This is a genomic window from Prochlorococcus sp. MIT2304 (assembly GCF_059772405.1).
Window position 1 is genome coordinate 848550 of record NZ_CM186286.1, and the last position, 24958, is coordinate 873507.

27 protein-coding genes are annotated in these 24958 nt (G+C 37.4%); 11 read left to right on the forward strand and 16 right to left on the reverse strand.

All coding sequences use genetic code 11. The features are described from left to right. Nucleotides 1-28 precede the first annotated feature (28 nt). A complete protein-coding gene (gene cbiE, locus AC6EIY_RS05150) occupies nt 29-1315 on the forward strand; it encodes a precorrin-6y C5,15-methyltransferase (decarboxylating) subunit CbiE (RefSeq protein WP_498507974.1) in 1287 nt (428 codons plus the stop codon). A gap of 3 nt (nt 1316-1318) precedes the next feature. On the opposite strand, the gene AC6EIY_RS05155 is transcribed toward cbiE, so the two are convergent. After that, nucleotides 1319-2227, reverse strand: a complete 909-nt coding sequence (locus AC6EIY_RS05155; RefSeq protein ID WP_498507975.1) for an NAD(+) kinase — start codon at nt 2225-2227, stop codon at nt 1319-1321. 96 nt (nt 2228-2323) lie between these two features. Continuing rightward, entirely contained in the window at nt 2324-3331 is a 1008-nt protein-coding gene (gene pheS, locus AC6EIY_RS05160) for a phenylalanine--tRNA ligase subunit alpha (RefSeq protein WP_498507976.1), read from the reverse strand. A 68-nt stretch (nt 3332-3399) separates the two neighbouring features. Here pheS and surE point away from each other — a divergent pair, with 68 nt between their 5' ends. Next, complete coding sequence (gene surE / locus AC6EIY_RS05165; RefSeq protein WP_498507978.1) at nt 3400-4188, forward strand: 5'/3'-nucleotidase SurE; 789 nt, start codon at nt 3400-3402, stop codon at nt 4186-4188. A 3-nt stretch (nt 4189-4191) separates the two neighbouring features. Here the strand turns inward: surE and AC6EIY_RS05170 are convergent, their stop codons facing one another. Further along, nucleotides 4192-4755: a DUF3611 family protein gene (locus AC6EIY_RS05170; RefSeq protein WP_498508153.1), complete on the reverse strand. Its 564-nt coding sequence runs from the start codon at nt 4753-4755 to the stop codon at nt 4192-4194. A 60-nt stretch (nt 4756-4815) separates the two neighbouring features. On the opposite strand from AC6EIY_RS05170, the gene AC6EIY_RS05175 reads away from it, so the two are divergent. Then, nucleotides 4816-5736, forward strand: coding sequence for a bifunctional riboflavin kinase/FAD synthetase (locus AC6EIY_RS05175; RefSeq protein WP_498507979.1), 921 nt, complete (start codon nt 4816-4818; stop codon nt 5734-5736). Nucleotides 5737-5738: 2 nt separating this feature from the next. Here AC6EIY_RS05175 and AC6EIY_RS05180 read toward each other — a convergent pair whose 3' ends face one another. Further along, complete coding sequence (locus tag AC6EIY_RS05180) at nt 5739-5873, reverse strand: hypothetical protein (protein WP_498507980.1); 135 nt, start codon at nt 5871-5873, stop codon at nt 5739-5741. A gap of 20 nt (nt 5874-5893) precedes the next feature. On the opposite strand from AC6EIY_RS05180, the gene AC6EIY_RS05185 reads away from it, so the two are divergent. The 5 genes from AC6EIY_RS05185 (at nt 5894) to AC6EIY_RS05205 (ending at nt 8634) form a co-directional block, all read left to right on the forward strand. Then, nucleotides 5894-6937 carry a thiamine phosphate synthase gene (locus AC6EIY_RS05185; RefSeq protein WP_498507981.1) on the forward strand — a complete coding sequence of 348 codons (1044 nt, stop codon included), beginning with the start codon at nt 5894-5896 and terminating at the stop codon, nt 6935-6937. After that, nucleotides 6934-7152, forward strand: coding sequence for a sulfur carrier protein ThiS (gene thiS, locus AC6EIY_RS05190; RefSeq protein ID WP_498507982.1), 219 nt, complete (start codon nt 6934-6936; stop codon nt 7150-7152). Before AC6EIY_RS05185 ends, thiS begins: the two co-directional genes overlap by 4 nt. Before the next feature lie 19 nt (nt 7153-7171). After that, the gene (locus tag AC6EIY_RS05195) at nt 7172-8137 is read left to right on the forward strand and encodes a DUF1517 domain-containing protein (protein ID WP_498507983.1); all 966 of its coding nucleotides are present in this window, start codon (nt 7172-7174) and stop codon (nt 8135-8137) included. Between the two features lie 126 nt (nt 8138-8263). After that, the gene (locus AC6EIY_RS05200; protein WP_498507985.1) at nt 8264-8431 is read left to right on the forward strand and encodes a DUF8633 family putative protein; all 168 of its coding nucleotides are present in this window, start codon (nt 8264-8266) and stop codon (nt 8429-8431) included. A 65-nt stretch (nt 8432-8496) separates the two neighbouring features. After that, nucleotides 8497-8634, forward strand: coding sequence for a hypothetical protein (locus tag AC6EIY_RS05205; RefSeq protein WP_498507986.1), 138 nt, complete (start codon nt 8497-8499; stop codon nt 8632-8634). Here AC6EIY_RS05205 and larB read toward each other — a convergent pair. The 4 genes from larB to era are packed head-to-tail and all read right to left on the reverse strand — an operon-like array spanning nt 8631 to nt 11896. Further along, complete coding sequence (gene larB, locus AC6EIY_RS05210; RefSeq protein WP_498507987.1) at nt 8631-9278, reverse strand: nickel pincer cofactor biosynthesis protein LarB; 648 nt, start codon at nt 9276-9278, stop codon at nt 8631-8633. The two genes, AC6EIY_RS05205 and larB, sit on opposite strands and share 4 nt — an antisense overlap. A 2-nt stretch (nt 9279-9280) precedes the next feature. After that, nucleotides 9281-9736, reverse strand: coding sequence for a TIGR03792 family protein (locus AC6EIY_RS05215; RefSeq protein WP_498507988.1), 456 nt, complete (start codon nt 9734-9736; stop codon nt 9281-9283). Further along, complete coding sequence (trmD, locus tag AC6EIY_RS05220; protein WP_498507990.1) at nt 9723-10949, reverse strand: tRNA (guanosine(37)-N1)-methyltransferase TrmD; 1227 nt, start codon at nt 10947-10949, stop codon at nt 9723-9725. The genes AC6EIY_RS05215 and trmD overlap by 14 nt, the downstream gene beginning before the upstream one ends. 5 nt (nt 10950-10954) lie before the next feature. Then, nucleotides 10955-11896, reverse strand: a complete 942-nt coding sequence (gene era / locus AC6EIY_RS05225) for a GTPase Era (protein WP_498507991.1) — start codon at nt 11894-11896, stop codon at nt 10955-10957. 51 nt (nt 11897-11947) lie between these two features. On the opposite strand from era, the gene AC6EIY_RS05230 reads away from it, so the two are divergent. After that, a complete protein-coding gene (locus AC6EIY_RS05230) occupies nt 11948-12460 on the forward strand; it encodes a sll1618 family protein (protein WP_498507992.1) in 513 nt (170 codons plus the stop codon). Nucleotides 12461-12504: 44 nt separating this feature from the next. On the opposite strand, the gene AC6EIY_RS05235 is transcribed toward AC6EIY_RS05230, so the two are convergent. The 5 genes from AC6EIY_RS05235 to AC6EIY_RS05255 all read right to left on the reverse strand — a co-directional run bounded on the left by AC6EIY_RS05235 (nt 12505) and on the right by AC6EIY_RS05255 (nt 18313). Next, nucleotides 12505-13242, reverse strand: coding sequence for a Bax inhibitor-1/YccA family protein (locus tag AC6EIY_RS05235; RefSeq protein ID WP_498507993.1), 738 nt, complete (start codon nt 13240-13242; stop codon nt 12505-12507). 70 nt (nt 13243-13312) lie between these two features. Beyond that, nucleotides 13313-14296 carry a PhoH family protein gene (locus tag AC6EIY_RS05240; protein WP_498507994.1) on the reverse strand — a complete coding sequence of 328 codons (984 nt, stop codon included), beginning with the start codon at nt 14294-14296 and terminating at the stop codon, nt 13313-13315. 37 nt (nt 14297-14333) lie between these two features. Further along, nucleotides 14334-14666, reverse strand: coding sequence for a 30S ribosomal protein S16 (rpsP, locus tag AC6EIY_RS05245; protein WP_498507995.1), 333 nt, complete (start codon nt 14664-14666; stop codon nt 14334-14336). Between the two features lie 87 nt (nt 14667-14753). Further along, entirely contained in the window at nt 14754-16217 is a 1464-nt protein-coding gene (ffh, locus tag AC6EIY_RS05250) for a signal recognition particle protein (protein WP_498507997.1), read from the reverse strand. A gap of 38 nt (nt 16218-16255) precedes the next feature. Continuing rightward, the gene (locus tag AC6EIY_RS05255; protein WP_498508154.1) at nt 16256-18313 is read right to left on the reverse strand and encodes an IMS domain-containing protein; all 2058 of its coding nucleotides are present in this window, start codon (nt 18311-18313) and stop codon (nt 16256-16258) included. A 114-nt stretch (nt 18314-18427) separates the two neighbouring features. Here AC6EIY_RS05255 and pdhA point away from each other — a divergent pair, with 114 nt between their 5' ends. Further along, complete coding sequence (gene pdhA, locus AC6EIY_RS05260; protein ID WP_498507998.1) at nt 18428-19504, forward strand: pyruvate dehydrogenase (acetyl-transferring) E1 component subunit alpha; 1077 nt, start codon at nt 18428-18430, stop codon at nt 19502-19504. An 18-nt stretch (nt 19505-19522) separates the two neighbouring features. Here the strand turns inward: pdhA and AC6EIY_RS05265 are convergent, their stop codons facing one another. Together AC6EIY_RS05265 and AC6EIY_RS05270 are read right to left on the reverse strand one after the other, a co-directional pair. Beyond that, on the reverse strand, nt 19523-20464 hold the full coding sequence (locus tag AC6EIY_RS05265; protein ID WP_498507999.1) for an RpoD/SigA family RNA polymerase sigma factor: 942 nt from the start codon (nt 20462-20464) through the stop codon (nt 19523-19525). Nucleotides 20465-20621: 157 nt separating this feature from the next. Beyond that, nucleotides 20622-22190: an NAD(P)H-hydrate dehydratase gene (locus AC6EIY_RS05270; protein WP_498508001.1), complete on the reverse strand. Its 1569-nt coding sequence runs from the start codon at nt 22188-22190 to the stop codon at nt 20622-20624. A 21-nt stretch (nt 22191-22211) separates the two neighbouring features. On the opposite strand from AC6EIY_RS05270, the gene mnmA reads away from it, so the two are divergent. Beyond that, nucleotides 22212-23426, forward strand: coding sequence for a tRNA 2-thiouridine(34) synthase MnmA (gene mnmA / locus AC6EIY_RS05275; RefSeq protein ID WP_498508003.1), 1215 nt, complete (start codon nt 22212-22214; stop codon nt 23424-23426). Here the strand turns inward: mnmA and AC6EIY_RS05280 are convergent. Beyond that, nucleotides 23423-24901 carry an apolipoprotein N-acyltransferase gene (locus AC6EIY_RS05280; RefSeq protein ID WP_498508004.1) on the reverse strand — a complete coding sequence of 493 codons (1479 nt, stop codon included), beginning with the start codon at nt 24899-24901 and terminating at the stop codon, nt 23423-23425. The two genes, mnmA and AC6EIY_RS05280, sit on opposite strands and share 4 nt — an antisense overlap. Nucleotides 24902-24958: the final 57 nt, after the last annotated feature.

Sequence of the window (24958 nt, forward strand, 5' to 3'; positions counted from 1 at the left end):
AATTTTTCTACGTCCATTTATTTAAACCATGGCTAATGAGTCAATTCAGATACACGTAATAGGAGTTGATACTTCAAATGTTGAAAGTTTTTTTGAAGCCAAAAAAAAAACAATTTTTCAAGCTGAGAGAATCACTGGTCCAAAAAGAATCCTAGATTCATTCAAAACTTGGTTGGAGGAAAAAAATATAAAACATCATAATTTTGAATTCATTGCGACTGATAAGCTAAAAGAATTTATAGAAGCATTAAAAAAGGAAGAAAGAAAAACAATTGTGTTTTCTGGTGGTGATCCTCTTTGGTTTGGAATTGGTAGATTACTAATACAAAACTTTCCTTTATCAAAACTTTATTTTGAACCAGCTGCTACAAGTTTTCAATTGGCTTTTTCCCGACTTGGTAAACCTTGGCAAAATACAAAATGGGTCAGCCTGCACGGTAGAGACCCTCTTCCATTTGAGAAAGCAATTAAAAAGCTTCCTTCTTCACTTGTGGTTTTAATTGACGCAAGCAGGGGAGGTGCCCAGGAGGTTTATAAATTACTTGATTCATTAAATCTTATGGAAAAATATGAATTTTGGACTTTTGAAAGGCTTGGCTATCAAAATGAAAGAATCATAAAAATTAATGCAATTGAGGATTTCCCAAAGGATTTAGATCCATTGCATCTAGTTATTCTATTTAAAAAAGAAGAGCCGGCAATACATTCAAATAATTTACCTTTATTTGGAATTGAAGATTCAGTTTTTCTTCAAAATCCAGATTGTCCTGGGTTAATGACAAAAAGAGAAATTAGAGTTCAACTTCTTTCTGAACTCAATGTCCCAAAGCAAGGTGTGCTTTGGGACATTGGTAGTGGCGTCGGAAGTATCGGATTGGAAGCATTAAGGATATCTCCCAATCTAAAATTAGTATCAATTGATAAAAGGGTTGGAAGTAAAAATATAATTCAGGAGAACGCAAAAAGGACAGGCGTAAGTCCATCTTTAATAATCGAAGATGAAATATTAAATGTATTCAAAGGAAAGAAGATATCACCTAATCTTCTACATCCAGACAGAGTTATTATAGGAGGTGGTGGATCAAGCTTAGATTTAATTGTTGAAGAAGTGTTGAAGCTAATAAATAGTTATTGTATCGTAATAATACCTTTGATATCTTTAAAATCTATATCAAAGTTAGAGTCGATTTTGAAACCTAAAGTTCACAAATTATCTATTAGTCAACATCAATCATATAGAGGTGTAAGTATTGGAGAAGATATAAGATTATCTCCCTTAAACCCTGTTTTTATTTTGAAAGGCGAAATCCAATAATTCTTATCTCTTATCAGGTTTTGCAACATGTGGTAGACCCCAACCTAGTTTATTTCTAAGAACTTCAAAGAACTCATGATCTGAAAGTCTAATAAATTTAACTGGATGATCACTTTTTCTAATCAAAACTCGATCCTCTGGCCACACATAACAACCTGCACTCCCATCAACAACCATCATCAATCTTTCTGGTGTAGCAGGGAAAACTGTCACTGGCTCTGCATCACTAAAAACAAGAGCTCTTGAGGCAAGCGAGTGTGGAGATATCGGGGTAAGTTGCAAAACTGGACAATCCGGAGTAATTACTGGTCCCCCTGCGCTTAGCGAGTAGGCAGTTGAGCCAGTAGGAGTTGAAAGGATGACACCATCTGCAGAAATATCTACGGGAGCATGTCGACCAACAGAAATCTCAAAATGACACATGCTTGTCATAGGTTCTCTGTGCAATGCCATTTCATTTAGACATAGGGCTTCCCATCGACATTGATCTCCTCTCATAACACTTATAACTAGACTGGTTCTTGCTTCTATATTCCACTGCCTTGAAGCAAGATGTTTAAAAATTTTATCTATATCTGAAAGGTAGGCCTCCGCCAAAAAGCCTAAATGTCCTGTATTTATGGTGAGAATAGGAATTCCCATTGGTGCAGTTTGTCTTGCTGCAGACAAGACAGTGCCATCACCACCCAACACAATCGCAAGCAAAATTGAAGAATCAAAGTCCTCAGGTATACAAGAGTTGTATCCTTGTGAACTCATATATTGATCAGGATTAGTAAAACCTAATAAGCCACCCGAACTGCTAACTCTGATAACTTCAAAGCCGCAATCCTCCAATCTTTTTTGAAAAGTTTTTGCTGTCTTAACAGCAAGCTCTTTCCCATCATTAACGATCAGTCCGACACGGGGCACCGATCATACTTACAAAGAATTTTTGGATATTAGCAATTAAATTGTGAATAATATTTATTTAATACAATAAAAATTAATTCCAAAAAAAATTTAAATTTAAAATTGTTCTAAAAATCTCATGTCGCTTGTATATAACTTTCGAATATCGTCTATTCCATGCCTAACCATACAGAATCTCTCAACTCCAAGTCCAGCAGCAAACCCACTATATTTTTCTGGATCAATCCCTAATCCTTCTAAAACGGCTGGATCAACCATCCCACAACCCATTACCTCTAACCATTTTCCTCTCCATTGAACATCAACTTCCGCGGATGGTTCAGTAAATGGGAAATAACTGGCTCTGAAACGAATAGGTAAGTCTCCAAAAAATGCTTTTAAAAATGCCATTACTGTTCCTCTCAAATGGCTAAAATTGATATCTTCATCAATTGCCAATACCTCTATTTGATGAAAAACAGGAGAATGAGTTGCATCAACTGCATCTCTTCGATACACCCGACCAGGAGAAACGATCCTTACTGGGGGTTTCTTACTTTCAAGACAACGAATCTGTACAGGAGAAGTATGCGTTCTTAAAAGATACTTACCTCCCAAATAAAAAGTATCTTGCATATCTCTAGCAGGATGGTCGAGCGGTATATTTAGTGCCTCAAAATTGTAGAAATCATTTTCTATCTCAGGACCTTCTGAAACTTGATATCCAAGACCCAAAAAAAGGTCAATTATTTGCTCAGTAGTTGTTATCAAGGGGTGCCGATGTCCTTGAGAAATACCATTTGGAGGGGCTGTAACATCTATAGTTTCTTTTATTAGTATCTGATTTAGAGCTTGAGCTTTTATAATTTCAAGCTTTTCCTTTATTAATTCTTGCAATTGTGTTTTTAACACGTTCGCTCTTTGACCAATTAAAGGTCTTTCTTCATTTGAAAGATTTTTCATCCCTCCTAATAGAAGTGAAAGCTTCCCTTTCTTTCCGAGAAAACCCAACCTCAATTTTTCAATTGATTCAGAACTTTCAGCTGCAGTAATCTCTTTTGCAGCCTCTTTTTCTAAAATATCAAGCTCCCTAGTGAGCTGTTTCAGGGATAATGTTGAACTCAATGAATTCCAATCTCGGTTATTAGTTTAATCGGCAACCAGTCCATGTTCTAAAAACCAATAGCTAAAAAATGAAACCATTAAGAATTTTAATTAGTAACGATGATGGAGTTTTTGCAGAAGGGATAAGAACACTTGCCTCATCTGCTGCGAGCAGAGGTCATAAAGTTACTGTTGTTTGTCCCGATCAAGAAAGATCAGCAACTGGACATGGATTAACTTTACATTCGCCAATACGAGCTGAAAAAGCAGACGAATTGTTTGGGGAAGGTATTAAAGCTTGGGGATGTAGTGGAACTCCCGCTGATTGTGTGAAACTTGCTCTTAATGAAATTCTTGATCAAAAGCCAGATTTAATCCTTTCAGGAATAAATCATGGACCAAATCTTGGTACAGATATTTTTTGCTCAGGGACTGTGGCAGCAGCACTTGAAGGGACTTTAGATGGAATCCCCTCTATTGCAGTGAGCATAGCAAGTTTTCAATGGAAAAATTTTGGTTTTGCTGGAAAACTTGCTATTGATATCGCTGAGAAAGCACTTGAACAAAGTTGGCCAAAAAACTTACTCCTTAATTTAAATATTCCCCCTTGTGAGGAAAAAGAGATGCGGAATTTAGTTTGGACAAGACTTTCAATCAGACAATACGAGGAGCAATTCATTCGGCGGATAGATCCAAGAGGTAACACCTATTTTTGGATGGCAGGAGAGGCTGTAAAAGATCTTCAATCAGCTGGAGAGGGGCCTCGAGCATGGCCAAGTGATGTATCTCAAATAGCCTTAAGTTCTCCTTCTTTGACACCTATTCAACCTGATCTTTTTTGGAGAGGTGATTTAGATGATTTACCAAAACTTATATAAAACTCAGTTTTTCCTATAAATCCTCTGCAACAGCCACAAAGAAAAAATCAAACCAATTAAGTGCGCAAATAAAACCTGCGTATTACTTAAAACAGAGAGCATTTCTAAAGAGGTTATTGGATAATTTTCCATTGCCCTCATTCCTGCACCTATTGATATTCCAGGAGCTTGCATAGAGGCTTGAACAAACAAAGCACCTGCCAAGGATTGATATCCAACCGACGAAAAAACTAATCCCACCAAATCGATGATTAAACCTCTCTTAAGTAATCGGCTGGTTTCACCTCTTCCCGGTCTTGCATCACTATCGAGGGATCTGCCAGTCTTGACAATTAACCACCCTTGCCAAAGGCTAAAAAGCAATAGGATAAAGGCCAAAGTGGTAAGAGACAAACCTGGACCTAGTCCCAATGCTCTCTCTGAGTTTCTGGCTAAACTACTTCCAACATTGTTAAACAACAAAACCCCCACTACTACTACACCCAAAATTGTTTGAATCCAAAATCGAATCCAACCAATTCTTCTCATTCCCAAAGAGAGCAATTGGAAGTCACGTTGAGCTGCCATCACTATGAATAAGGAGATAATTCAAATTTGCCATCTAAGCACAAAAATTGCACATTTATCTTGATCCCTCTCTGTGCTCCTGAAAACGCGAAACTACCCACTGCACTGGCTTTAGGCAGTTTCGATGGCCTACATTTAGGTCATAAAAAAGTAATAAAAGCTATCTTAAAAGAGCCTATTGGCATACCAACTGTTGTCAGCTTCTGGCCTCACCCACGCGAAGTACTCTTTGGAGAATCAAGATTAAGATTAGATTTACCAAATGAGAAAACTTCATTACTAGAGCCACTTGGAATAGAGCAATTAGTTTTAGTTCCATTTAATAAAATACTTGCTTCTAAAAGTGCTGAAACATTTGTATATGAAATTCTTGTAAAAACACTTCAAGCCAAACACGTATCGGTTGGAGAAAATTTTAGGTTTGGTCGCAATAGAGAAGGTGACGTTTCTACTTTGAAGAGAATTGGTGAATCTCTGGGAATAAAAATATCTATCACTCCTATACTCGAAGATCATGATGGAAGACTGAGCAGTAGCAGGATTCGCAAAGCACTTAAAGAAGGTGATTTAAAACATGCTAAATATTTATTGAACCGCCCATATAGTTTCACCGGAACGGTGGAGAAAGGTAAGGGTTTAGGTAAAAAAATTGGATGGCCAACTGCAAATTTAAAAATAGATGGGCGTAAATTTCTTCCATCATTGGGGGTTTACGCAGCTTGGGCCTCCATAAAAAACGAAAAAGAACGTTTTTCAGCTGTTATGAATATGGGACCTCAACCAACTATTGATTCAAGCTCATTATCAGCAGTCGAAGTTCACATTCTAGATAAAGAAATCAACCTTTTAGGACAAGAATTAACTATTGAACCAGTACAAAGAATTCGGCTTCAAAAAAAGTTTGAGAATATTAAAGCGCTCAGCGAACAAATAAGTTTAGATGCCATATTGGCAAAAAAAATTTTGACAAGCAATCTCTAAATTTAACTAATTGCGGGATAAGCGTTAGATAATCCCCACACAACAAATAAACCTATGCCACCCAATAAAAAAACACCCCAAATAAGCACGGTCATATTGTTCTCAGAATCATTTTCCACAATAAAATTTAGATACATATCATCTAATAAAGGATGACATGAAATCAATGTCTGTCACCCCTCCATCTGATAATCGTATTGCTCAATTGATTGACGCGAACCTTGATCGAGCTAGAGAAGGGCTTCGAGTCATGGAAGATTGGTGCAGATTTGGTCTAAAAAGAAGTGATTTTTCTATTCAAATCAAAGGCTGGAGGCAACAACTAGGAGTCCATCATCACAATATCTATAGGAAAGCAAGACTTACCTCAAGCGACCCAGCGATGGGGGTTTCACATCCCTTACAAAAAGTCAGAACTACCCCTAAGGCTGTATTTATTGCAAACTCATCCAGAGTTCAAGAAGCCTTAAGGGTAATAGAAGAATTTACTCGGTTAACAGATCCGAAGCTTTGTGAAGTAGCCACTAAAATTAGATATGAAACTTATGAGATCGAGATAAAAGTGATTAATACCGCTGAAGGTATAGATAAAAGAAAAGCCTTAAAAGATTGTTCCTTATATTTAATTACCGCAAACAGGAAAAACCTCGAAGAGATAGTTCTTGAAGCTCTTAAAGCCGGTGTAAAAATAGTTCAATACAGAGAAAAGTTTTTACATGATTTTGAAAAAATTTCTCAAGCGAAATGCTTAGCCTCTCTTTGTAAAAAATACAATTCACTTTTTATAGTCAATGACCGAATCGATATCGCACTTGCTGTTGATGCTGATGGTGTTCATTTAGGCCAAGAAGATATGCCAACAAAAATAGCGAGAAAGCTTCTAGGCGAAGAAAGGATTATTGGCCGAAGCACGCACTGCCTTGAAGACATACATAATGCCGAAGAGGAAGGCTGTGATTATATTGGCATTGGGCCAATTTTTCCCTCTGAGACAAAGAAACAACTAAATCCAATCGGAATTGATCAACTTAAGAGGGGGTTAGCGATGACTGTTCTTCCGGCATTTGCTATTGGTGGAATCAATAGCTCAAACATAAAAAAATTAAACCGGGTCAACAATCTACGTATCGCAGTTTCAGATGCAATCATTAATTCAAATGCCTTTTCTAAAACTGAGGAGCTTCTTAAATTCTTAAAATGAACTTAAAAATTAATGGGGAAAATAAAACCATTGAAAACTCTGAAGAAAACTTTCTACTAGAAGGTTTACTTGAAAACTTAGGTTATAAAACCCAATTGGTTGTTGTTGAGTTAAATGGTTTGATTATCAACCCAAAAGATTGGATAAGTACAAAAATAAAAAATGGCGATTGCCTAGAGGTTGTGACAATTGTTGGCGGAGGTTCCTACAGTTAATTAATTCCGATAAAAATAAGTGTTCAATTTTACTCGCTTTAACTGGTTTAAAAGAAAAAGATTCTGCTCTTTTCTGGTTAGTTCATCATTAATTGTCTCTTTTTTATTGATCAATCCCATATCGGCGTCAGCGGCCAGTGGAGGACGAATCGGTGGAGGAAGTTTTCAGGCACCTACTGCACCAAGAAGCCAAAACTACGGAGGTTATGGAGGAAACAACTTTCGGGGCTATGGAAGTGGCTATAGAGGCGGGGGGATTGGTTTCCCTTTCTTACTACCCATATTTGGCTTTGGTGGTGGTGGCATTTTTGGTTTTTTAATACTTATGTCAATCGTTGGCGTGATTGTTAATTCAGTTAAAAATACTTCAAGTTTTTTAAACTCAGGCAATAGATCAATTGTTTCTCAATCAGTAAACCCATCCGAAGTATCTTTGATACAATTCCAAATTGGCTTATTAGCAAGTGCAAAAGAAATTCAAATAAAGCTTAGAGATCTAGCTTCCCAGGCCAACACCTCAACATCATCTGGTCTTCAAAGAGTTCTTCAGGATACAACTCTGGCATTACTGAGGAAGCCTGAACTATGGGTCTACTCAAATATAGAAACAGGCTCCGTTCCATTTGCCTCAGCAGAATCAACATTTAATAGGATATCAATAACTGAAAGAAGCAAGTTAAAAGCAGAACTCACTTCAAACGTCTCAGGACAAATAAGTAAATCAACAAATAATGAATCCAATCCTGGTGATTCTGATTCAACAAATGAATACATCGCAATTACTATTCTTGTGGCGACCAAAAAGAACTTAAAACTAAATAACTCTGCAAACAACGAAAAAATTACGGAGGCTTTGAGAATCCTGGGGTCAATATCATCAAATGAGCTAATCGCCTTAGAAGTTATCTGGCAACCCGACGGAGAAGGAGAAACTTTGAGAGAAGAAGAGCTAATCACTCAATATCCAAATCTTAAACATTTATAAAGTCAGTAAGCAAAATAACCAAAAACCTGATTTCTTTATATTTTTTTCATTTTATTTACGTAAACAAGGGTCAAAAAAATACAAATAACGGTTAGCATTCCATGACAGTTTTTAATAGAATTAGAAGTGTCGGCTTCTTCCCAACCAGAACCTCGCTCAATGAAATGGGAAAGCTCTGGAGAGCTTGCTCAAAGAGATTTATCAGAATTAGTAACTCGTCTACTCGATGTTGAATCGAGTAACAACAGTGATGAGTTAACAAGGCTCGGTAGCAAATATGACGAAGAACCTTAAAACTACTTGTTTGCTCTTGCGCTCCTTGAGTTAATGGCACAACTTAGGAAAAAGAAAAGAATTTGATGAGAGCTAAGACTATTCAATGGATAAACACACCAGTTATTACTGAAGCAATCTTTCGATATGAGAAGGGTTTACTGCCTAATTCAATGAAATTATGGTTAGAACAAGTCCTAGAAATAGATTCACAAAAAGATTAAGATTGCAAGATTCTAATCGCAGCCATCGCAGCGCCATAACCATTATCAATATTCACCACCAATAATCCTGGAGCACAACTTGCAAGCATCCCCTCCATAGCGGTTTTACCACCACCACTGATCCCATAGCCTACTGAGACAGGAAGTCCGATAATTGGCTGAGGTATTAATCCTGCGAGCACCGTAGGCAAAGCCCCCTCCATCCCGGCACATGCAATCACTACTTTTGCTAATTTTATTTCTTCAAGCCTATTTAGCAGCCTGTGAAGTCCTGCGACACCAACATCAATCAATAATTTAGTTTTTATACCATGCACGTTCAAAGCTATTTCAGCCTCTGACGCCACTCCAATATCACTTGTTCCTCCGGTCAAAATTATTACTTCTTCCCTAGAGGAACTAGATTTCTTAAACTCTCCCATAGTCAAACAACCCGATATTTCATGAAATTCTGCAGAAGGAAATTCAACTAAAAGTTTTTCTGCTTTCTCTTTGGAAAGTCTTGTGACCAAAGCAGTTTCAGACTCAAGTTGATATTTATTCAATATTTTAGAAATTTGTTCAATTGTTTTATGCTCCCCCCATATGGCCTCAATTACACCCAGTCGACTTTGCCTCTGAAAATCAATAATTGATTCACTCATCTTTACTCAGGATTTAATTCTCCTTCAAAAATCAATGGGAAAGGATTTCCACTGCTTACACCTGTTTCCTCTCTGGCAATCTTTTCGAAATCCTGCTGGACAAGATTTATCTCTGTCTGAGAGATGTTTTTCCAAACTTCTCTTGATTCCCAACCAATCAATAAAGTTGCTTCTTCAACCTTAGGATCCCAAAAAAGCTGGCGTCCTAAAAAACCATCTTGTTTCAACAACCATGGCTCCCAACTTCCTTCCTCAGCTTTTAACCAAGCATATTTAAATTTTTTTGGGACATCAAGCTTGAGGTGCTCGACAATAGATTCCTTTGGGAAATTCACTTTCAAGAAAGACTCAGCTTGAATATTTTTCACGTTTCCAAAAATAGTAGATAGAAAAATCAAACTCAGAAAAAGGAACCTAAATATTTCTTCAATAAAATTTTTCTTTCTATTTTTTTTCATTTCTTTGCATCAAAACAACTGCATGGCAACATATACCTTCTTCTCTTCCCTCAGCACCTAATTTCTCATTTGTAGTTGCTTTGACTCCTACATCATCAATGTTAACTCCTATTTTCTTAGATATTTTCTCCTTCATTAAGTCAATATAAGGTTTTAATTTTGGCCTTTCAGCAACAATAACTGAATCAATATTTTGAATTTGCCAACCTTTCTTCTCAATTAAATCCATTACTTGTTCAAGAAGAATCAAACTATCTGCATTTTTCCATTTAGGGTCATCTGGAGGGAAATACTTTCCAATATCACCCAATGATAACGCCCCTAGTATGGCATCCATAATTGCATGAGTAAGAACATCTGCATCACTATGCCCATCAAGGCCTAAGCCCTCAGGATGGTTTAACTTGACACCTCCAAGTATTAAAGGTCGACCAGGAACCAATCGGTGCATGTCATAACCGTTGCCTATTCGTAAGCTCACTTCAGTTCTCAATAATGAACTTCTCTTATTGAATGATAATTGGTCGTGCTTCCAAAGTTCGAACAAATCGGGTCTACGGGACTGTGTCCTAAGTTCTCTTTGCTTCTGCCTCCATTCTTTAATTAATTTATGGTTACCACTTAGAAGGACCTCAGGAACTTTGATACCTTTGAATTCTGAAGGTCGTGTGTATTGCGGGTGTTCTAAAAGAAAATCATTATGACTTTCTTCTTTTAATGATTCGGCACTGCCTAAAGTTCCAGGCAAAAGACGTACTACTCCATTAATAACAGTTATTGCAGGAATTTCTCCACCGGTAAGAACAAAGTCTCCAATTGAAATTTCTTCATCAGCAATAGACCGAATCCTTTCATCAAACCCCTCGTAGCTACCACATATCAATATGAGTTGATCTTCTTTTGACCATCTAGAAAAATCAGATTGAGATATTTTTCTACCTTGTGGAGTCATCAAAAGTATCCTTTTTTTATTAAGCTTTGGGATCTGATCCAATATCGAAAAATAAGGTTCGGGCTTCAAGACCATTCCAGCGCCTCCGCCGTAGGGTTCATCATCAACTTTTCGATAATTATCTATTGCATGATCACGAGGATTGTGTAGATAAATTGATGCGATCTTCTCCTCAAAAGCCTTTTTTATAAGCCCATGATTAAAAAAATTTTTAAATGCTTCTGGGAAAAGGCTTACTACATCAAACCTCAATTTACTCATATGAATTAGCTCCCTTCATAACCAAACTCATCAAGCCGAGAAGATTTACTTCTCCATTCAGGAACAACTTTAACAAACAATTCTAAGTAGACATTTCCGTTAATTAAATTTTGAATTTGCATTCTTGATTCCCTACCAATTTTCTTCAACATGCCCCCCCCTTTGCCAATTAAGATGCTTTTTTGGCTTTTTTTCTCAACACAAATAGTTGCAAGAATTCCCGTTCTTGATTTCTGTTCAGATTTTTTTTTCGATGGTATATCTACAATTTTATCAATAGAGACTGCAACACTATGTGGTACTTCTTCGCGTGTATTGATTAAAACTTGTTCTCTAATAAATTCAGCCATCAAAAACTTCTCAGGATGGTCGCAAGTCATATCACTTGGATATAGCTGAGGTCCAAGAGGCAGTTTTTCTTCTATTTCACAAATTAAATCATTACATCCCCTTCCTTTAAGAGCGCTACAACAATAAACTGGCCAATTTGTCCCCTCAAAAAAGTCTAAATATTCTTTCTTTCGTTCTTTAAATTGACTCAACTGAACTAGATCCCATTTATTCAAGGCAACAATCACTGGGATTTGTAAATTTCTTATCAAATTTAAAATAAATGCATCCCCCTTACCTGGAGAATGATTGGCTTCAAAAATAAGTAAAACTGCATCCACCTCACCTATAGACCTTTTGGCACTCTGAACAAGTCTTTCACCTAACAAATGATGGGGTTTGTGAATACCAGGAGTATCTACAAAAATAATCTGCGACTTTTCATTGGTAAGTATTGCTTTTAATCGATTTCTGGTGGTTTGAGCAATAGGTGATGTAATTGCTATTTTTTCACCAATAAATTTGTTTATAAAAGTTGATTTCCCAACATTGGGTCGACCTATTAATGCAACAAATCCTGACTTAAAATCCTCTTGATTTAAATCTCCTAAAGACATTTTTTCTCTCTACGATTATCTATAGCCTTACTCTAAAAGAGCAATAAAACCATGAATGAAAAGAAACCAACTTTTAAAGAGGCAATGCAAGCATCAATGCTTTGGTGCAAAAGCTGGGAAAATGATGAAATAAGTGACGAAGTGATTTCTGATCGAATTGGCGAGCTTATTAAAACAGTTGAGGGCGCAAGAGGTTTTTTTGTTGTAAGTCTCTCAATAGATTGCCCATTAATGGATAGATGTCCTGATGCGTTAATTTTTCAATTAAGAAGTTCTGGAGAAATTGTTGTTGACTTAACCGTGAAGAATCTTGCTATGAGTTCAGCGATGATAATTACACATCAAAATAATAAAGATCCACAGGAAATTCAATCAAAAAGAATAAAAATTCGGTGTATTGAATTGCTTAGACTCTTAGATTCTTCTCAGGTAAAAAAACGTTTAGATGTATTACTTGAAGCAACAAAAGGGAATGGATCGGACTTGAAGTTCCTAAATAAATGGTGTTACAACGATGCACAAATCAAGGCAATATCAGAAAGTATTTATCAAGTTGCAACATAAAAAAAGAGCCTTTCGGCTCTTTTTTTATGTTTAATTTCTCAGACTCAATCTCTCCTTCCACCACCCTGTAGAGCAATAATCAAACGAAGAACAAAAACAAACAAATTTATATAAGTTAGATACATCCCTAATGCTCCTGCTAAGTACTGTTCATCGTTGTATCTTCTTGGCATTGTGTAGAAATCCACAAAAGACATCGCAACAAAAAGTACAGTTCCAAAGCCAGCAATCATTAATTCAAATCCACTTCCTCCAAACATCCCTGGAGCAAACAAACCACCAATAAACTGGAAAACCATTGCGATAATTAAACCTAGCAATCCAAGACCAACAGCGCCTTGCAAAGCTTGACCGACGTTATCACTCATTTTTCTACCTACAGAAGATGCAATAACGAAAGTAATTCCAGTTGCAAATACAGCTGTTCCTATTGCGCCCATTCCTGCTACTTGAATTGCCAAGCCAACTATTCCGCTTAAAGTAAAACCAGTTAATAAACTGAATCCGGTCAATAGTGGAAGTGCTTTAGAGTTATTTGCGTTGTTGGCAGCGCTGCTGGCCATAAAAAACAGAACTATTTCTGCGATAAATGCGACTATAAATAAAGGCCCAAATAGCGGATTGTTAGTGGCTTGCAAAGATAATCCTCCTAGAACACCTAATCCAGTTAAAGCCATTCCTCCTCCTACATAAGGCAAGGCTTTATTAACTACATTCGGGCCAATAAGTGCACTTGTTTGTGCTTCACGAATAGCTTGTTGAAAATTGCTGTTTGCTGGCATAACGCACCAGATATTTATTTATACCTATTCTGGCACAAAAAAAATTAGTCTTCACAAATGTGAATGCGGATCACCCTATTGTCTTTTTTTTATCAAGTTCTGCATAAGCATCAACAACACTTTGAACAAGAGGATGTCTTACTACATCTGCTGAGGTAAGCCTGCAAACTGAAATCCCATCAACATTTTTTAGCAAATCTGCTGCTTCAGTTAGTCCACTCATCTGTCCGAATGGTAAGTCCACTTGGGTTATATCTCCTGTTACGACCATTCTTGATCTTTCACCAAGCCTTGTAAGCACCATTCTCATTTGTGCTGGAGTAGTATTCTGGGCTTCATCAAGTATTACAAAAGATTGTTCTAAAGTCCTGCCTCGCATATAGGCCAGTGGGGCAACTTCAATAACGTTTTTTTCTAAAAGCAAATTAGTTTTTTCTTGTCCGAGTAACGAGTGAAGTGAATCATATAAAGGTCTTAGATAAGGATCTACTTTTTGCTGTAGGTCACCTGGCAAAAAACCCAATCTTTCTCCAGCTTCAACTGCAGGTCTTGTCAAAATAATTTTCTCGATTTTTCTCTCTGTAAGCATTCGCACAGCAAGTAAAGTTGCTAAGAATGTCTTTCCTGTTCCTGCTGGACCTAAAGCAAAAGTAAGATCATTTTTTTCCATAGCTTCTACATAAATTTTCTGTCTAATTGTTCTTGGCCTTAAAAGATTTCCTCTTTGACTTCTTGCTAAAACTTTATTTGTTGATTTGGCGTGATCATTGCTTTTTCCAATATCCAAGGCCCCAGCTGCAGCATGTAAATCAACGGTCGAAACAATTTGTCCTTCTTGCCATATTGGTCTCACCAATTCAACAATTGCTGCTGCTCTCTCTAATTGATAAGAATTTCCTTTTATTTCAAGTTGTAATCCCCTTAAAGAAAAAGTTGCCCCAGTTAGAGTTTCCAGTCTGTGAAGTGTTGACTGACCAATCCCTGATAAAGCGGTAGCAGCTTCGGAATCAGGAAGATCTATACAAAAGCGACCTTCAGTGGTTGCTTCAGACATAAATTTTCTTGAAGTTATTTATACTCATCCAAACTTCTTATTCAGAAGTTTCCGATGCAGCTGCATCTTTTTTCTTTTCTAGTCTCTCTTTTTCTTGTTTTTGCTTACCTATAACCTCGGCTGGTCGGACTTTCTTCTCAAGAAGGCCTCCTTTTTCTAATAGAGTTCTCACAGCATCAGTAGGCTGTGCACCTTGTCCTAGTCGAGTTCTCAAAGCCTCAGTATCTAATCGGGTTTCTTTGGTTCTTGGATTGTAAAAGCCTAGTTCTTGCAGTGGGCGACCATCTCGCCTTGATGTGCTATTACATGCAACTAGACGAAAACTGGATTCACGCTTTTTTCCAAACCGCTTAAGGCGGAGCTTGATCATCTTTTATTTATTTGTAAGTGGATTGAACTCAAAGGTTCTTCAACTTAATAATACTCCACAGATGATTAATTTAGCCTTTTGTTTTCTCTAAAGATCACCAAAGCCTTTCTTTTTCTTTAATGGTCTCTGTCTTCGGGGCGCCGAACCAGGGCCTCCTCTTCCTTTCCTCGATTGATATTGATTACCACCTGAGGAGGTCATACCAGAAAGTCCTCCCATCCCGGGGAGGCCTCCTTCCATTCCAGGGAGTCCACCTCCTGAAGACATCTGCTTCATCAAGCCTCTCATCCTCTGAAAATCTGAGAGGACCTTGTCTACGTCTGCAGGTTGATGACCACTACCACTAGCAACTCTTCGACGTCTAGAAGGTTGTGCTGCTAACAATTCAGGTTTATTTCTTTCCTCTTCTGACATTGAACCAATCATTGCCTCAATTTTTTTTAATTGATCTTCTCCACTTTTAATCATTCCATCATCAATTTTATTCATTCCAGGAATCATTTTCAGCAAGCCACCTAATGAGCCCATTCGCTTTATCATCCTCATCTGCTTTACGAAATCTGAGAAATCAAAAGTTGCTTCTTGAAGCTTCTTTTGCATAATTTCTGCATCTGCAATTTCAACTTCTTTCTGTGCTTTTTCAACAAGAGTTAAAACATCACCCATCCCTAAGATTCTGCTAGCCATCCTCTCGGGATAAAAAGGTTGCAATGCCTCAACCTTTTCTCCAGTACCTATAAATTTGATCGGTTTCCCACTGATTTTCCTAATAGAAAGAGCAGCACCACCTCTCGAATCCCCATCAAGTTTTGTGAGAACAGCTCCTGTTATTCCAACTTTCTCATGAAAGCTTCTGGTAATGTCCGCGGCCTCTTGGCCGATCATTGAATCAACCACCAACAAAACTTCATCTGGTTGAACAGCCTCTTTAATTCGAACCATCTCACCCATCATTTCTGTGTCAATTTGAAGCCGACCGGCAGTATCAACAAGCAAAGTATCAAAACCTTCTTCTTTGGCTTTCTCCAAGCCTTTTCTTGCAATCTCTTCTGGCTTTAGATTGGAACTTAAATTAAAAACCTCTACATCAATTTGATTTCCCAGAGTTACTAATTGATCAATAGCTGCTGGTCTATATGTATCAGCAGCCACTAGCAATGGCTTTAGATTTTTTTCTTTCAGCAGCAATCCAAGTTTCGCTGTGGCTGTAGTTTTTCCAGCTCCCTGAAGCCCAGCCATTAAAATTACAGTTGGTTTTTCATCTGAATTAGCCAAAGGATCATTCTCTCCCCCCATGACATTTACAAGTTGCTCATGAACAACTTGAATAAATTTCTGGCCAGGATTTATACCTCTTACGACTTCCGTACCAACTGCCTTTACTCTAACTTCTTCGATAAATTCTTTTACAACAGATAAACTGACGTCTGCTTCTAAGAGCGCTCGCCTTACTTGCTTGAGGGCTTCATCAACGTTTTCCTCCGAAATCTTAGCTTCACCCTTAAATGCTTTTACTGCATCTTCAAACTGGTTGGATAGTTCCTCAAACATTTTCTTAGAGTTTCAGAATTAATTTGAAAATTTATTTTTTAATTACCACTAATATAATCAACTAATTGCCAGTTATTTTTATTCTTACCTATTATATACTTTACTTTTAGAGATGGATAAACACTTGACTCAATAATATCCCCAGAAGAGTTGATCTTTTTATCTTCATATTTCATTTCAACATCTGCTTCTACTCTTTTATTTGTTTTTTTAACAATATCAATTGAAGTTATTCTCGCATCAATAATAATTTTTTGGCCTAGATTATTATATTTATTCCTTCTTTCAATTTCTATATTGTATAGGTTAGGAGATGCGACAGAAGATAAAAGTTGACTTTCCAAACCACTCAAAATGTCTGCTTTTCCCTTTAACCATGATTCAATAAGAAATTTAATTTCTTGATCTGTAGGAGAGGGCGAAGTAAGTGGAACAGATTTTTCAAAATCAAACTTTTCTTTTTCGTTTCCTATTTTATTTGAGACACTATCATTGTTTTTAATATCCTCTGTTTTAAAAACTTCAGAGGTCGAAATGTTTTTGAGATTAGTAGTTCCTGATAGTCTTCTCTGTGTGAGTGTTCCAAAGCTTATCCCTATAATAAATAAACCGATAAATGCAAAAGCACTCGTAAAAATTGGTCGTTTTGATAAGAAGGATTTGAAATCTAATCTTTTGATCAATTCAATAGTTAAATAATATTTTGAAACTATATTTTTAAAAATATCGGTCCCCAATAAAGCTTCTTTGCTTTGCAATCGTGATTTAAAAGACTTTTCTTTCAAAACGTCATCCAAAGACCCACCTGGCATTGGCAAATCGGCTTCTTCTTCATCAAAGTTTAATAATGACTTATTCTCAATTTCTTGTTCAGGGGACAAAGAAGATAGGAAAGAAAAGCCTGCTTTTGCTATTGCTAATGCACCTTTTGTTTCTAACTGTTCCACATAAAGCTGTACTTCTTGATTAGAGAACCAATCATCAAGATTCACTACCTGTATTTGAATATCACTAAAACCTACCAACACATCTTTATTTAACCAATTTCTGCAATAGTCACAAAGGGCAGCCAATGTTTCACCTGGATAATTATCCAGCCAATCTTTTAATTTCTCATCTGAACTACTTCTAAAACGAGACTCTGCTTGCTTCACATCTCCCAATAAAAGATCGATACATCCAATTAATGGCATAGGGTCAAAACCATTAATGTTTATATTTCGAAGGTATTTACGTGCCTCTTGCAAAAGTTCTGGTTTTCGATAAGAAAAGCCGGAAGCAATTAATGCAAAAGCAGCAAGAAAACCAGCATCTTCTGATCCCCTTCGGTACCAATTCAAGTAAAGTTTTGATTGCTCTTTTGCAGTTAAAAATCTTCTAATTTGGAGGAAAAATAGCTCAAAATCATTTTGATTTAATCCTGCTATTTTTTCCGAATTTCTTTTCCCTTCAAGTCCGCCCCTTTTGTTAACAAATTCTTCCAACAAAGTCAGGCCTTCCTGATGAGATTTTTCTCCTTCACTCTCTCTACTTAACAAATCAAGTATTCTGTACGGAAGCAATGTCTCCAGATCAGACTCAAGGGTTTTTCTTTCCTCAACAAGCTTCCCCATCCTTTGAAGCAACTGAATCCCCTCTTGGAGTAAATCAGCCCCTGAGGCATATCTTCTGCATGCCTGCTCATCAATAGAGGCGTCTCTACAAGACAAAGCTGCTATTAATGTTAAATCAGACTCTCTGCCACTACCCAAGGCAGGGGCTTGTGGTGGCTGGAGTGCTTTCTTTGCAAGTTTAAAAGCTTGCAAAGAGGAATTTGATTCCCACAAAAGAAGCAAGCCTGCTACTTCACGACTTGAAGACAATTCAAGTCCTGACGAGCCCTGAATCAAGGCAAGTTCGTAAGATTGTCGTTCAGCAGGATTGGACAAAAGATCAGCAGAAAGCCTTAGAAGCTCAGCTCTTTGAGCTAAAACTTCATAAGTAAAGCCTTGCTTGGGAGGACGATCTAGCCTTAGCTGAAAAGCCCTGAGGACTTCTTCAGCATTTGCGGAAGGGCTAACCCCCAATAAGCGAAAATGATCAATAGGTAATTCCAATCGCTGCTTGGTAATTAGTAAAAAACCTCTAGGCATCGTAAGGGGTTTTATCCATTTTGCATCCATTGACGCTTAAAGTCTAAAAAGGATTGATACGTGAATATGAACAAAGTCATGACTCACAACAAGGACAAAAGCAGCCAAGACCCTATTCAGAACAGGGAACACGCAGATAGACTAAGCCATTTAGCTAACACCAAACCCGCCAAAATCAACAGAGAAATTGGTTTAAATCTTTTCAAAGATATGACTTTGGGAAGACGATTTGAAGATAAATGTGCAGAAATGTATTACAGAGGAAAGATGTTTGGTTTTGTTCATCTTTACAACGGGCAGGAAGCAATAAGTACAGGTGTAATTGGTGCAATGAAACGCAAACACGACTGGTTTTGCAGCACATATAGAGATCATGTTCATGCTTTGAGTGCTGGAGTTCCTGCAAAAGAGGTAATGAGCGAGCTGTTTGGCAAGGAGACTGGCTGCAGCAAGGGGAGAGGGGGGTCTATGCACCTATTTTCAAAAGAACATCATCTTCTTGGGGGTTATGCTTTTATTGGTGAAGGTATTCCAGTCGCACTTGGTGCTGCTTTCACCAGCAAATACAGAAGGGAGGCTCTTAAAGAGAAGAGTGATTCTGTAACTGCAGCTTTTTTCGGGGATGGAACATGCAATATTGGTCAGTTTTATGAATGTTTAAACATGGCCCAATTATGGAAATTACCGATCATATTTGTTGTCGAAAATAATAAATGGGCAATTGGAATGGCCCATGACAGAGCAACTAGTGAAACAGAGATATGGAGAAAAGCTTCTGCATTTGGAATGTCAGGAGAAGAGGTTGATGGAATGGACGTGCTAGCTGTAAGAGGGGCCGCTCAAAGAGCCATTGAACGAGCAAGAGCCGGGGAAGGGCCTACTTTAATAGAGTGTCTTACTTACAGATTTAGAGGCCATTCGCTTGCTGATCCAGACGAACTTAGGTCTGAAAAAGAGAAGGAATTCTGGGCTGAAAAAGATCCAATTAAAAAGCTAAAAAATGACTTAACTAGTTCTGGATTCGTCTCTGATGAAGAGTTAAAAAATATTGAGAAAGAAATTGATCTGGAAGTTAATGAGGCTGTTGAATTTGCTCTAAACGCTCCAGAACCTGATCCAAGCGAGTTAACAAAATATATCTGGGCAGAGAACTAAAACTAAAGTAGATAAAAATCAAATTCCACTTGGAAGCTTTCTCGTAAGATTTCTCAATTTTCTTAAAGCTTTCAACTCAACTTGCCTAACCCTCTCACGAGAAACCTGTAACAATCTTCCTATCTCTGCAAGAGTATGTCTTTCATTACCCTCTAATCCAAATCTAAGCCTAATAACGTGCTGTTCTTGTTCGCTTAGATGACTTAGCCATCTTCCAAGTTGCTCTTGATGAATTTTTTGTTCAACTTTATCTAGCGGTTCTTCACCAGAGCCATCAGCTATTAGATCACCTAAAAAACTACGGCCTTCATCACCATTAACGGGTGCATCAAGACTGCTAGTAGTAAGAGCTTGTCTCAAAATCGAATCAAGTTCTTCTAACTCAATTTCCATCGCCTCAGCTATTTCAATACGACTAGGCATTGCTCCGAGCTTATGAGCCAAGTCTAAGCTGACTTTTCTAATGGTCGCTAATCTCTCGCTTAAATGAACAGGTAATCGAATTGTTCTTGACTGACAAGCAATCGCTCTTGTCATGCTTTGCCTTATCCACCAAAAAGCATAAGTAGAGAACTTATAACCACGAGTTGGATCAAATTTTTCTACTGCTCTTTCTAATCCAAGAGAACCTTCTTGGACTAAATCTAATAGTTCAAGACCCTTCCCTTGATATTTCTTTGCAACGCTTACAACAAGCCGAAGATTGGCTTTCATCATTCTTTCCTTTGCCCTCCTTCCAATTCGAATCAGTCTTCTTTGATGTGAATTAAATTCTTTGCTTTCCTCCTTAATCTGACCATCCTCGGTAAGGCTCATCATTGTTTGAACCTGATTACCAAGTTCAATTTCTTCGGCTGGTGTTAAAAGAGGAACTCTTCCTATAGAAGAAAGGTACCAACTAATTGGATCACTGCTGCGTCGTTTTTGAGATTCAGCAGGCTTGGGTGCAGTTGAAACCATTGTTTCTAGACCCGTTTTTCAAAGTGATAAGACTTTCCTATAGAAATCGCAAAAGATGCCTGGGTTTCATGAAGGCTTCAGATTCTGTTGATGATTAGTTAACAAATGGCACCAAATCCACCATTTATTGCCTTGTAAATGGTTGTTTCAAAACATTTCAGGTGCTTTCTTTTTTTATTAATTCACTAAGAAAAGTGCAAACAGTGCTAGCTGTGCTCCCTTTTACGCAAAAAGCACCAGCATATGCATGCATCAAAGCTGACGCAGCAAGCAAACTCGTATCTAATTTTTCAGCACTTGCGAGCCCAGAAGCACCCATCCCTGAGACAAACCCAGCCAAAACATCGCCAAAGCCAGTTCTTGCAACACTTGAATTCACTTGACCTATTTGCCAGGTTTTCCCCTCTGGATCAGAAATAACACTATGAGCAGATTTCAATAGGACAGAAGAATTGCAAATTTTTGCAGCTGCTATCGCAGCCTTCAAGGTATTCGAGCAATCAACTAAAGGAAATAGCCTTTTAAATTCTTCAAGATGAGGGGTAAGCCAAGTAGGACCTTTTCTATCATTTAGCCATTCCCAACCTTTCGAAGTTATCGACAGCCTATTTATTGCATCAGCATCAAGAACAAGTAAGCCTTTGAAATCCTGTAAGTCATAGCCAAAACAATCTTTTTCTTTTGCAAACCCCAATCCTGGTCCAAGCAAAATCGAGTCAAACCTATTCAAATCAACTTCATTTAAAACTTTGGAAAAATCTGAAGAACCATCCTGAAAAGTATTTAGATCTCCAAGCAATAAAACTTCAGGATGAGTACTCCAAAGAGCAGATGAAACTGAATGAGGCAATAAAGCGCTCACACTACCAGTTCCACTTGCTAAAGCCCCCTTCAAAGCAAGGTAAGCTGCTCCTCTATATTTTTCGCTTCCTGCAATTACTAGAACTCTTCCTCTTTGATATTTACTTTTACTTTTACTTGGCTTAGGCCAAACAAAATCAGATAAATCTGAAAACGAAATCCGTAGAGGCTGTGTTTCAGGAAGATCAGCCAAAATCTTACCTGGGATCCCTATATCTACTCTCTCTAAATCGCCGACAAAATCAATAGCTGAATCTTGAATCAACCCAGTCTTAAAGAGGCCTAAAGATATTGTAGAAGATGCTTTAAATGATGTATTTGATACTAGATTCCCGTTATCTGAGTCTAATCCAGCGGGAACATCAATACTAATAAGTTTATCAGGACTAGATTTCTTCTTCCTATTCAATAAGTGAACTATTTCATCAGAAATAATTCTTGATTGACCTAATCCAAATAATGCCTCAATCCATAATGAATCAGAATTCGAATCAGGTTTATGATCCAAGTTTTTAATACCTATTCGAAGTGCATAGTCGAAATGTTTTTGTGTTAATTCTTTTTTCAATGGGAATGGACACCAAATAGAGATATCAACGCCTGCCATATAAAGTTCTCTTGCTACAACAAGTCCATCTCCTCCATTGTGCCCTGGGCCTACTAAAACGATTGCACCATTTTCAATCAATCCTTGTCTGTCTAATATCCATGAAGAGATACCAATCCCTACTTTTTCCATCAGAGCTTCAACAGGCATACCCATAGAAAACATTTCTTTTTCTATGGTTTGCATCTGCTCTGAAGTAACCAACACATGTTCCGAATCAGATTGAGGCCAATTCAAAATCAAAAACAACCAAACCATTATTAATAGAAGCTACTATCAATGCCAATGAATGTGGAAACAAGAGAAACAAAAAAAATTTTAAATCATTTGACTTCAGAAGAAACAGTCTCGAAAACATTAAAAAGACTGCAAGCATTTTCTGGGAATCATTCGGTTGTAGTGGGGCTTTCAGGAGGCGTTGATAGCTCATTAACGGCTGCTCTCCTCTGTCAAGCTGGTTGGGATGTTGTGGGCTTAACTTTGTGGCTAATGAAAGGGAAAGGGTCTTGTTGCTCAGATGGATTAATTGATGCAGCAGGGATATGCGAACAACTTGGAATTAAGCATCACATAGTCGATTCAAAAGAAATTTTCCAAAAAGAAATCATCAATAATGTCGTAAAAGGATATGAAGAGGGAATTACTCCTTTACCCTGCTCTCGCTGCAATAAATCAGTCAAATTCTCAGAAATGCTGAAATGGGTTAAAGAAAATAAAAATGTCGAAAAGCTCGCCACAGGGCATTATGCAAGGATTAGATATTCAAACGAATCTTTCGACGGAAATGACCTTCCGAGTGCTGGGATCAAAAGGCATAAGCTTTTAAGAGGTAAAGATCTCAACAAAGATCAAAGCTATTTTCTATATGATCTCCCACAAGAAATCCTAGGAAAAACAATTTTTCCTCTTGGAGAATTAACCAAAGAGATAACGCGAATCGAAGCTTTTAAACATTCATTAAAAACTGCAGAAAAACCAGAAAGTCAAGACCTATGTCTAGCTGAACATTACGGATCAATGAATGCTTTTATTGACAAGTATCTCCCAAAAAAGGAAGGAGAGATTGTCCTTAAAAACGGGAAAGTTATAGGTTCCCATAATGGAATTCAACATTTCACCATAGGACAACGAAAGGGATTAGGTATTGCATGGGAAGTTCCTCTACATGTTGTTGAAATTGATGCCTCTTTCAACAGAGTAATTGTTGCCCCAAGAGAAGATTCTGGCAAGTCAGAGTGTATTGTCAAAAATATAAATTGGGTATCAATTGAAGCACCCCAGGAACCAATAGAAGTTGAGGTGCAAATCAGATACAGAAGCAGAGCAGTAAAAGCGAAATTATTACCAATTATTGAAAGTAAGAAAGAAAACTATTGTGATAAATGCCATATTCATTTCGAAGATAATCAATTTTCAATTACTCCTGGACAAGCAGCAGTATTTTACAAAGGTGATTATGTATTAGGAGGAGGAATTATTTCGAAAGAGAGTTAATATAAATTATACTTACGTAAACGCAATATAACTATTAAGCTGATCAAAATAACTGTAAATAGCGGTAAGTCAGATATTAATGTATACAACGTTTTCTTTCCATTTAATTCCAGGTCAACGACACTTACAAGTTCTTTACTTGGGTCAAGAAGAGTATCAATTTTTCCATTACTTTTAATCAAAGATGTTGGTCCCGTATTGGAAACAGAGATTAAATTTTTTGCTGTTTCAATACTCCTTAATTGAGCAATAGATAAAAATTGTCTCTGCAAAGAAATCGGATAGGGATCTAAATTGGCAATCACTAAAATCCATTTAGCCCCTTGATTGACTGCTTTAGCTATGGCTTTTCCATTACTCAATTCATAACAAATAGCTCCTGCAAAAGATGGCCCATCCCAAGAAAGAAGTCTTGATGGATTACCACCTTCAATTCCACCTACGGCAGAAAGACCATTTTTCAAGAAATTGGGCAATGCAGGTATCCATTCTCCCAGAGGAACTAATCTAGATTTATCCAATACACTCGAAAAAGAATCTTCTCCTGGATTAAAAACTAATATTGAACTTCGTAGAGAACCATTGATTTTCCTAAAACCTCCAGAGAGAAATTTAACAGGAAAATCTGGAATCTTTGATCTATCAAGTGGCAACGTTCCCTCTGGAGCAATTAAAAAAGATGCATTCATTTCAACAGCATCAGTTAATGCTCTATCTACTTTTGAGGGCAAGGCATTTATTTCTTCCTGACTAAATTTTTGTCTTATTGGAATATTTGTTTGCCACATCGCAACATGTTCTGCCGTACCAGTTGGAGAGTCCAACAACAAGATAAATCCAATTAAATGAGCCAAGGGAAAATAAGCAAATCCAACAAAAATCAATTTCTTGAGTTTTTTCCTGTATTGAAAAGCCATTGAAAGTTGCCAAAGCCACCATCCAGCCAAAAGATGGATGGTGGCTAAGCCTCCCGAACCTATCCATCTTGCTAATCCTGCCAAGTATCTATCTTGTGGTAATGAACTTGGCCCTACGCCCATCCAAAACAAAGGGCCTCTAGATAGGATTTCTTCAGTTAGGCCCCATATTGTTGACAATAAGACAGCATAAATAAACTCATTTTCTAATTTAGAAAACTGCTGTCTTCCAGGAGCCAAAAAACCACTTAAAGCTGACCAACAAAAAACCAGAGTCCCTCCATAGGCTCCACACAAAAGCCATATAGCAATGGTAATGAGCAAGCTAAAACTTGAGTTTATCCCTAACCAATTGAGTGGATGCAAAGATAACAACCACTTATGACTCCATAAAATAGCCACCCCACCCCAACAAAAACCCCCCCATGGATTCTTGCTAGCAGGCCAAAGTAAAGATATTCCCAAAAGCATGCATACATAATTGCCTTCACTAAGAGAGATTCCTGCTAGAGCTCCACCAGCAAAAGCTTTAACAAAAAGAAGGTAGATATCATTCATAAATCTAATTTAATAAAATATGTACCGACAAAATTCATACCCTCTGGTTAGTTATCT

Coding starts and splice junctions, on each gene's coding strand:
- AC6EIY_RS05205 (WP_498507986.1), top strand. CDS start 8,497: ATGAGAGCTAAGACTATTCAATGGATAAACACACCAGTTATTACTGAA.
- AC6EIY_RS05280 (WP_498508004.1), bottom strand. CDS start 24,901: ATGAATGATATCTACCTTCTTTTTGTTAAAGCTTTTGCTGGTGGAGCT.
- mnmA (WP_498508003.1), top strand. CDS start 22,212: ATGCCAATGAATGTGGAAACAAGAGAAACAAAAAAAATTTTAAATCAT.
- AC6EIY_RS05215 (WP_498507988.1), bottom strand. CDS start 9,736: ATGAAAAAAAATAGAAAGAAAAATTTTATTGAAGAAATATTTAGGTTC.
- AC6EIY_RS05170 (WP_498508153.1), bottom strand. CDS start 4,755: ATGGCAGCTCAACGTGACTTCCAATTGCTCTCTTTGGGAATGAGAAGA.
- AC6EIY_RS05265 (WP_498507999.1), bottom strand. CDS start 20,464: ATGGTTTCAACTGCACCCAAGCCTGCTGAATCTCAAAAACGACGCAGC.
- AC6EIY_RS05185 (WP_498507981.1), top strand. CDS start 5,894: ATGAAATCAATGTCTGTCACCCCTCCATCTGATAATCGTATTGCTCAA.
- ffh (WP_498507997.1), bottom strand. CDS start 16,217: ATGTTTGAGGAACTATCCAACCAGTTTGAAGATGCAGTAAAAGCATTT.
- rpsP (WP_498507995.1), bottom strand. CDS start 14,666: ATGATCAAGCTCCGCCTTAAGCGGTTTGGAAAAAAGCGTGAATCCAGT.
- AC6EIY_RS05270 (WP_498508001.1), bottom strand. CDS start 22,190: ATGGTTTGGTTGTTTTTGATTTTGAATTGGCCTCAATCTGATTCGGAA.
- surE (WP_498507978.1), top strand. CDS start 3,400: ATGAAACCATTAAGAATTTTAATTAGTAACGATGATGGAGTTTTTGCA.
- thiS (WP_498507982.1), top strand. CDS start 6,934: ATGAACTTAAAAATTAATGGGGAAAATAAAACCATTGAAAACTCTGAA.
- AC6EIY_RS05240 (WP_498507994.1), bottom strand. CDS start 14,296: ATGTCTGAAGCAACCACTGAAGGTCGCTTTTGTATAGATCTTCCTGAT.
- AC6EIY_RS05230 (WP_498507992.1), top strand. CDS start 11,948: ATGAATGAAAAGAAACCAACTTTTAAAGAGGCAATGCAAGCATCAATG.
- trmD (WP_498507990.1), bottom strand. CDS start 10,949: ATGAGTAAATTGAGGTTTGATGTAGTAAGCCTTTTCCCAGAAGCATTT.
- larB (WP_498507987.1), bottom strand. CDS start 9,278: ATGAGTGAATCAATTATTGATTTTCAGAGGCAAAGTCGACTGGGTGTA.
- cbiE (WP_498507974.1), top strand. CDS start 29: ATGGCTAATGAGTCAATTCAGATACACGTAATAGGAGTTGATACTTCA.
- AC6EIY_RS05235 (WP_498507993.1), bottom strand. CDS start 13,242: ATGCCAGCAAACAGCAATTTTCAACAAGCTATTCGTGAAGCACAAACA.
- pdhA (WP_498507998.1), top strand. CDS start 18,428: ATGACTCACAACAAGGACAAAAGCAGCCAAGACCCTATTCAGAACAGG.
- AC6EIY_RS05180 (WP_498507980.1), bottom strand. CDS start 5,873: ATGTATCTAAATTTTATTGTGGAAAATGATTCTGAGAACAATATGACC.
- era (WP_498507991.1), bottom strand. CDS start 11,896: ATGTCTTTAGGAGATTTAAATCAAGAGGATTTTAAGTCAGGATTTGTT.